At 63.9% G+C, this 6,219-nt stretch carries 4 protein-coding genes; 2 read left to right on the plus strand and 2 right to left on the minus strand.

Annotated features, from left to right (window positions below):
* A partial coding sequence (locus DBR23_RS24605) for an integrin (RefSeq protein ID WP_108499875.1) occupies positions 1 to 1,639 on the plus strand: 1,639 nt, incomplete at its 5' end.
* Between the two features lie 116 nt (positions 1,640 to 1,755).
* Here the strand turns inward: DBR23_RS24605 and metG are convergent.
* Positions 1,756 to 3,846 (minus strand): methionine--tRNA ligase, encoded by a 2,091-nt coding sequence (gene metG, locus DBR23_RS24610; protein WP_108499876.1) that lies wholly within the window; start codon positions 3,844 to 3,846, stop codon positions 1,756 to 1,758.
* A gap of 259 nt (positions 3,847 to 4,105) precedes the next feature.
* Here metG and DBR23_RS24615 point away from each other — a divergent pair, with 259 nt between their 5' ends.
* On the plus strand, positions 4,106 to 4,921 hold the full coding sequence (locus DBR23_RS24615) for a hypothetical protein (RefSeq protein WP_146191437.1): 816 nt from the start codon (positions 4,106 to 4,108) through the stop codon (positions 4,919 to 4,921).
* A 23-nt stretch (positions 4,922 to 4,944) separates the two neighbouring features.
* On the opposite strand, the gene DBR23_RS24620 is transcribed toward DBR23_RS24615, so the two are convergent.
* Complete coding sequence (locus DBR23_RS24620; RefSeq protein WP_108499878.1) at positions 4,945 to 6,207, minus strand: patatin-like phospholipase family protein; 1,263 nt, start codon at positions 6,205 to 6,207, stop codon at positions 4,945 to 4,947.
* Positions 6,208 to 6,219: the final 12 nt, after the last annotated feature.

Below are 6,219 nucleotides of genomic sequence, written 5' to 3' on the forward strand. Positions count from 1 at the left end.
CCTGGGCATTGGCTACGGGACGAAGGCGCTGATCTTTTCGTGGACTTCGGCGCCGGGTGCAACCAGCTACACGGTGTACGAGGACCCGGATGGCGCAGGCCCGCTGACACCCGTGCAGATCGGGTCCACCGCCACCACAGGGCTGACTTATGCCGTACCAGTGCTGCTGCACCTGCGGCTGAATGCCACCTACACCGTGCAGGCCTGCAATGCGGGTGGCTGCAGCGCCCCGTCGACGTCTGTAGCGGCCGACATGGTGCGCGCCATTGGGTACTTCAAAGCCTCGGCGACCACCGCCGAAGGCCGCTTTGGCAACCGCGTGGCCTTGTCCAGCAACGGCACCACCTTGGCCGTGGGGGCCTATGGCGAGGGAGGCAACACTGGCGCGGTGTACGTCTTCACGAAGAGTGGCGCCACGTGGTCGCAGCAGGCGCGCATTGCCGCCCCCAACGGCGAGGCCAACGATTATTTTGGCAATGCCGTGGCGCTGTCTGCCGACGGCAACACGCTGGCCATCGGCGCGGATGGCGAGAGCAGCGACCAGAAGGGCACGTTTGCGACGATGCCCGCCACCAACAACCTGGCCAGCAACTCAGGCGCCGTCTATGTGTATTCCCGCACGGGCGCCGTCTGGTCGCAGCAGGCATTCATCAAGGCGAGCAACGCGGATGCCGACGATCTTTTCGGTTCATTCGTAGCCCTCTCGAACGACGGCAACACCCTGGCGGTCGGGGCCTACAACGAGGATGGTGACCTGACCGGAACACACGGCAATGCAGCCTATGCTGCGTCCGGGGCCGCCTACGTCTTTGCCCGCACGGGCACCAGCTGGGCACAGCAAAGCTACCTCAAGGCATCCAACGCCGGTGCGGGAGATTTCTTCGGCATCTACCTCAGCCTGTCGGGCGCGGGCGACACCCTGGCGGTGGGTGCGTTCTTTGAGCGCAGCGCTTTGGCGAGTGATCCTGCAGACGACGCCTTGACCAATGCCGGTGCGGCTTATGTGTTCCAGCGCAATGCGGGGGCATGGTCGCAGCAGGCCTATCTGAAGGCCCCCAGTCCCCAAGCGCAGGACCGCTTCGGTGTGTCGGTCATCCTGTCAGGCGACGGCAACACGCTGGCGGTTGGCATGGATGGAGACAGCAGCAACTACACAGGCACCTTCGTCGTGCCGCCACCGCGCAACACCCTGGCACTCAACTCTGGCGCGGTGTTTGTGTTCATTCGCGCAGGTGGCGTCTGGCAGTCGCAGGCGTACTTGAAAGCTTCCAACACCCGTACCCCCCACCGGTTTGGCAACAACTTGGCCATGTCCAGCGACGGCAACACGCTGGTGGTGCCGTCGTACCGGGACGACAGCAATGCGCGCGGATTCAATGGCGACCAGGCCAACACCGCCGCTGCGGATGCGGGCGCTGTGCTGGTGTTTCGCCGCAGCGCGGGCACCTGGGCGCAGCAAGCCTACCTGAAGGCACCCAATACGGGCGCTGGGGACCGGTTTGGTGGCCGTGTGGCGATATCGGGTGACGGCACTACCCTGGCCGTGGGGGCATCCACTGAAGACAGTGGATCGACTGGCGTTGGCGGCAATCAGTCGGACGAAAGCAGCACCAACGCGGGCGCGGTGTACCTGTACTGAAAACGGGATGATGGGCGGCCGTCAACATGCCGCCCCTTCCGCTATCAGCGAATGGCGAGGGGATCAGCACCCCTCGGCATCCTTGACGATTGCTTTGTCTATGAGCGTTGCACGCCTTACCGCACCCGCATGCCGGGCGTGGCGCCCGGCCAGGGGTTGAGCACGTAGATGCCGGGGTTGGCCTTTTCGTCACCATGGCTGGCGGCCAGCACCATGCCTTCGCTCACGCCAAACTTCATCTTGCGTGGCGCCAGGTTGGCCACCATCACGGTGTGCTTGCCCACCAGGTCTTCGGGCTTGTAGGCGCTGGCAATGCCTGAGAAGACATTGCGCGTGCGGCCTTCGCCCACGTCCAGCGTCAGGCGCAGCAGTTTGGTGGAGCCCTCGACCGGCTCGCAGTTCACGATCAGCGCAATGCGCAGGTCGATCTTGGTGAAGTCGTCGATGGTGATGGTGGGGGCGAGTTCTTCACCACCGGGGGCTGCTACGGTTTCTGTAGCTGCTGGCGCTTGTTCTGCCTGCGCTGGGGCCTCAAACAATGCTTCAAGCTGCTCGGGGGTGACGCGCTGCATGAGGTGCTGGTAGGGCGTGATCGCCTGCACGTCGCCCGCCACGTCCCATTGCTGCATGTCCACACCCACGAAGCCTTGCACGGCCTGGGCCAGGCCCGGCAGCACCGGAGCCAGGTAGCGCGTGAGCGACGCAAAGGTGTTGATGAGCACCGAGCACACCTGGTGCAGCGCCTCGTTGTTGGCGGCATCCTTGGCCAGGTCCCAGGGCTTGTTCTGGTCCACGTAGGCGTTGACCTTGTCGGCCAGTTGCATGATCTCGCGCGTGGCCTTGCTGTATTCCCGCGTTTCGTACATCTGCGCGATGGCGTCGCTGGCACCGCGCACCTCGGCCAGCAGGGCTGCGCCCGTGGTGCCAAATTGGTCGGTCAGCTTGCCGTCAAAGCGCTTGGTCAAGAAGCCCGCCGCCCGGCTGGCAATGTTCACGTACTTGCCGATCAAATCGCTGTTCACCCGCAGCATGAAGTCTTCGGCATTGAAGTCGATGTCTTCATTGCGTGCGCTCAGTTTGGCCGCCAGGTAGTAGCGCAGCCATTCGGCATTCATGTTCAGGCTCAGGTACTTGAGCGGGTCCAGGCCCGTGCCCCGGCTCTTGCTCATCTTCTCGCCGTTGTTCACGGTCAAAAAGCCGTGCACAAACACGTTGTTGGGTGTCTTGCGGCCGCTGAAGTGCAGCATGGCGGGCCAGAACAGGGTGTGGAAGGTGACGATGTCCTTGCCAATGAAGTGGTACTGCTCCATCGCCGGGTCGGCCATGTAGGCGTCGTAGCTTTCGCCGCGCTTTTCCAGCAGGTTCTTCAGCGACGCGAGGTAGCCCACGGGCGCGTCCAGCCACACGTAGAAGTATTTGCCGGGTGCGTCGGGGATTTCGATGCCGAAATAGGGCGCGTCACGGCTGATGTCCCAGTCGCCCAGGCCTTCGCTGGTGGTGCCGTCGGGGTTGGTGCGGACGGTGAACCACTCCTTGATCTTGTTGGCCACCTCGGGCTGCAGCTTGCCGTCCTGCGTCCAGTTTTCCAGGAACTCCACGCAGCGTGGGTCCGACAGCTTGAAAAAGAAGTGCTCTGAATTCTTCAGCTCTGGCTTGGCACCCGACAGGGCTGAGAAGGGGTTGATCAGGTCGGTGGGGGCGTACACCGTGCCGCACACCTCGCAGTTGTCGCCGTACTGGTCCTTGGCGTGGCACTTGGGGCATTCGCCCTTGATGTAGCGGTCGGGCAGGAACATGTTCTTCTCGGGGTCGAAGAACTGCTCGATGGTGCGCACCTCGATCAGACCACCGTCGGCGCGGTCGCGCAGGTCGCGGTAGATCTGTCGGGCCAGCTCGTGGTTTTCGGGCGCGTCGGTGCTGTGCCAGTTGTCAAAACTGATGTGAAAGCCGTCCAGGTACTGCTTGCGGCCGGCAGCGATGTCGGCCACGAACTGCTGGGGCGTCTTGCCGGCCTTTTCGGCGGCGATCATGATGGGCGCGCCGTGGGTGTCGTCGGCACCCACAAAGTTGACCGCGTTGCCCTGCATCCTTTGGTACCGCACCCAGATGTCGGCCTGGATGTATTCCATGATGTGGCCGATGTGGAAGTTGCCGTTGGCATACGGCAGGGCGGTGGTAACGAAGAGTTTGCGGGCGGAGGTCGTCATGAAAAGCGGCTTTCTCAGGCGGAACCCGCGATTTTAGGGGGTTGTGGTATGTCTGGCCGCGTGAGGCTTTGGGGCAAGCGACGGATACCACCCCGCCAATGGCAAAATTTCAAGCGGCACGCGAGTCGCCCCCTGGCCCTGGAAAAATCCAGCGGCGTCTTTCTCCAACTCTTGCGCAGTCTTTGCGGTTTTTCAGGTCTTCAACATGTCGTGTCCGTGTGCTGGTTGGGTCGTCTCGCGAGTGAGTTTGCGAAAGTCGTTGTACACGTGGCTGTTGAGCTTGTCATTCAGCGCTGTGCCGTCGCTCGCGGCGCCCGTCATTACCACCGTCGCCGAGGATTCTTTTTCCTACGCCAACAACATATCGCTGGTAGGGCAAAACGGGGGCACTGGATGGACTGGAGCCTGGGTTTCTGACAGTATTTCGTTCACCGATTTTTTTACGAACTCTGTGGGGCTGTCGGTGCCGGGTTTGGCAGCCGCAGGGGGTAAGGTGGTGTACCGGGCCGGGTCGCAGCTGAATGATGCTGCGCGAGACTTGCCGTTGCAAAACTCCGGTGTTCTTTTCGTGCAGTTCGTCTCGCAGTTTGGCACCCAGTCTGGCGGCGGCACGCCGAACCTTCGTTTCGTCAATGCAGGTGTAACTACGGGTGCAGTGGGCAACAACGGTGCATGTGGCAGCCCCGTATATGCCATTCTTGACAACACTTTGCAGCCAGTGACCGGCGCGTGCAGCACAGTGGCGCTCAATACCCTCAGCGCCGTAGTGCTGCGCATTGACTACACAGCCAATCTGACCCAGATGTGGGTGCTGTCCAGCTTGTCGGGATTCGATTACTTGAATCCGCCAGCTCCCTCGGCGTCTTATGCCGGTTTGTCACCAGCATTCCAGCGTATTGCGTTTTATAGCCGCAGCCCTGCCAGCATTGATGAACTGAAAGTGTTTCGGGTGACGGCTCCACCCTCTGCGCCCTCTCCGGTGCCCGGACTGTCGGGTGAGGGTGTTGGAGTCCTGGCGGCGTTGCTGGCGCTGGCGGCCGTGTGGCGCGGGGCGAGCAGGTTTCGCCGCCGGTAAGCGGTTGCTTCGGCGGGCACCTCTCAGGTGTGGTGCCGCATCTGCACCTCGGCACCGGTATCCGTCCATCCAAAAAATTGGCACACCTCGGCCCGCATGGCCAGGGTGTCGGCCCGGCCCAGGGCCATCAGCTCCTGCGTGTAGCCGGACTCGAACAGCAGGTAGCTGGCCAGCGCCGCGCCGCGCACATCGGCCATGTTGGACGTGACCCCCAGGGCGCCCAGCATGGTGCGCACGGGGCCCGGCAGATCGCCCACATGGCGCGCAGCCACGGCGTCCAGGCGCTGCGAGGGGGCGATCACCAGCAGCTCTATGGGGCGCAGCGCGCTGTGCAGGCGCTTTTCTTCGGGGATCAGCGACAGGGTCTGGTTGATGCGCTGCACGCGCTCCACGTCCACCGCCAGCGCATCCAGAAAGATGTTGGACAGCGCATGCCCCGCGATCTGCGCCAGCGTGGGGTAGGTGGCCGTGGGGTTGGCGGCGGCATCGCCCTTGGGCTCGTGCATGCGGCCCGCGCCGATCACCAGGATGCGCTCGGCCCCCAGATGGATGGCCGGGGCAATAGGCGCCGACTGGCGCATGGAGCCATCGCCGAAGTATTCGATGTGGTCATCCACCTCGATGCCCTTGGCTGGAAAGATGAAGGGAATGGCCGACGACGCGAGCAGATGCTCGTGCGTGATGCGGTCGCTGGCCGCCTTGCGCTGGGAGCGCACCCAGGGCTTGACGGGCGTGGCCGCTTCAAAAAAGGTGACGTGCTCGCCCGAGCTGTAGCTGGACGCCGTCACGGCGAGCGCGGTGAGATGCCCCTTGCGTATCAGCCGGGGCAGGCGCACCAGGGGCACCATCTTGACCAGCAGCTTCTCCAGTGGCGAGTTGTCCAGTAGCGAGCGCGGCCGCATGCGCCGCCAGCGTGCCAGCGCCCAGCCCAGCGACACCAGCGTGAGCCAGCGCGCGCCGCTGCGCATCACGCTGAGCGAGTCGGCGCCATACACCTGGCTGGCATGGAACTGCCGCCACACGCGTGCAATGCGGCGTACCGCACGGTCAAAGTGGTCGGCTCCGCAGGCCAGGGCGGCTGCGTTGATGGCCCCCGCCGAGGTGCCGGTGATGATGGGAAAGGGGTTGGGGCCGCCGCCTTCGCCACAGGCCTGGCGCAGGTCGGCAATGGCTTCCAGCACGCCCACCTGGTAGGCAGCGCGGGCTCCGCCGCCGGTCAGCAGCAGGCCCGTGGCGGGTGTGGCGGGAACGTTGCCAGGGGCTGCGGTAGGGGTTGTGGGGAGCATGGACGGTGGGGC

This window comes from Acidovorax sp. HMWF018, assembly GCF_003061035.1.
Taxonomy (GTDB): Bacteria; Pseudomonadota; Gammaproteobacteria; order Burkholderiales; family Burkholderiaceae_C; genus Acidovorax; species Acidovorax delafieldii.